The 1,532-nt window shown below is 55.9% G+C and carries 3 protein-coding genes; all 3 read left to right on the top strand.

Features of this window, described 5'->3' with window-relative positions:
* Window positions 1-137 precede the first annotated feature (137 nt).
* Genes AC2VLY_RS17415 through AC2VLY_RS17425 form a run of 3 tightly spaced genes read left to right on the top strand, consistent with a single transcriptional unit; the run spans window position 138 to window position 1,525 of the window.
* Window positions 138-605, top strand: coding sequence for a hypothetical protein (locus AC2VLY_RS17415; RefSeq protein WP_486893542.1), 468 nt, complete (start codon window positions 138-140; stop codon window positions 603-605).
* Window positions 598-1,212: a uracil-DNA glycosylase gene (locus AC2VLY_RS17420; protein WP_486893541.1), complete on the top strand. Its 615-nt coding sequence runs from the start codon at window positions 598-600 to the stop codon at window positions 1,210-1,212. Before AC2VLY_RS17415 ends, AC2VLY_RS17420 begins: the two co-directional genes overlap by 8 nt.
* A 37-nt stretch (window positions 1,213-1,249) precedes the next feature.
* Complete coding sequence (locus AC2VLY_RS17425) at window positions 1,250-1,525, top strand: hypothetical protein (RefSeq protein WP_486893540.1); 276 nt, start codon at window positions 1,250-1,252, stop codon at window positions 1,523-1,525.
* The last annotated feature ends 7 nt before the right edge of the window (window positions 1,526-1,532 follow it).

Below are 1,532 nucleotides of genomic sequence, written 5' to 3' on the forward strand. Positions count from 1 at the left end.
TGTCCTTTATCGCTCCGTTATTCCCATGACGGAGCGCGTCATTAAAAAATGCGATATTTGGAGGTTGGCTTGCAAAAAAGAAACGCTTTCATGTTACGATGCGGAATCCCTAGATCCATACATTTGGTAGCCACTTTATGCCCATTTCTACATTAAAAAAGCGTCCCCTTTCCGAAGAGGTCCTTTCACAACACCCTCTGGTCATCATCCCCATTGGGGTCACGGCTTCCGGGAAAAGCACCTGGGCGCAGCAGATGCAAAAGAAGTACAGCACACTGAATATAGCGATTATTCCTACACCTGAAGCGTCCGTCCGGAATCAGGCGGAATGGCGCAGCGCCCTGAAAGCCGCCAGGCATCACGCCGTCATGATACTGGACGGCAAAAACCTGGAGGATGCCCAGCTCCGCGAGGACCTCCAGACACTCAAAGGCTTGGGCATTCTGGATGTGGTCATCCAATACTTTCCCCCTGAAAGCCTGTTTGTGCTGCTTTCCAGAAACAAGGGAATAGGTGGCGAACTAATCCGCCATGAACTGCAGATGATCCATAGTCAGACGCATTATCTGGACCTGCTGGAAAGCGAGGGATATGCGGATGCCTGAAAGGTCTACCCATTGCCAAAAATGCCCGGCGCTTTGTCGGTCGCGTACCCAGATAGTGGCGCCGGATTTGCCGGAGGTTGGACGGCCTTGTCGTGTTCTTGTGGTCGGTGAGGCCCCTGGAGCCGACGAAGACGCCCAAGGGAAAGGCTTTGTGGGGCGCGCTGGGCGGACATTGCACACGCTCCTGGAAGCGCATGGTTTGTGTCGTGGGCTGGACTACGGTTGCGCGAACATCGTTCGTTGCCGTCCGCCGGAGAATCGCAAGCCTACAACAATAGAAATCGGGCATTGCCTGCCTTATCTGGCGGAGACTATGGAACGGGCTCAACCGCAAGCCGTGCTGACCGTTGGCGAAACCGCCACGCGGGCGATTACCGGAATTCGGGGTTTGTCGGAGAATATGCGGTTTCTGGCGGAACATGGGCAGGACCCGAAGCGGGCGGAGATGCTCTATCCACCGGAAATCCGCCGCGTATGGCCGGAGGGCACGCGGTTGTTTCCCATGCCGCACACATCGCCTTTAGCCTGGAACCGCAACGCCCCGGATGGGCGTAAATGGGCGGTGGTCGGTGTCGAACAGGTGCAGCGCCTGGTGGATGTGCTTTAGAATCTTTTGGGAACCTAAAACAACAAGGATTTGAACAATGCAACTATTTCTGAGCAAAGAAGAGCTCTGCAAAACCGGCAAGGTCTTTTGTGAGGACTGCCAGCATTTTGAACCGGGTTCCACCCCGAGCGGCCTGGGTTTTTGCGCGCTCACCAAAAACCGGCAGGTGCGGGTGGAAGAAACGGGCAAAACCGTCCCCGACCGCCAGGGCTTGCCGCCGGACACCAACCCGGATCATGGCTATGCGGCGTGCTTTCCTATGGCACCCAGAGTGTGCGGCAAATTTCAGGAAAAGCCGGCCGCCATCGCGTGATAAGGTA

The organism is Acidithiobacillus sp. TH-A36 (genome assembly GCF_057473445.1).

Coding starts and splice junctions, on each gene's coding strand:
- AC2VLY_RS17415 (WP_486893542.1), top strand. CDS start 138: ATGCCCATTTCTACATTAAAAAAGCGTCCCCTTTCCGAAGAGGTCCTT.
- AC2VLY_RS17420 (WP_486893541.1), top strand. CDS start 598: ATGCCTGAAAGGTCTACCCATTGCCAAAAATGCCCGGCGCTTTGTCGG.
- AC2VLY_RS17425 (WP_486893540.1), top strand. CDS start 1,250: ATGCAACTATTTCTGAGCAAAGAAGAGCTCTGCAAAACCGGCAAGGTC.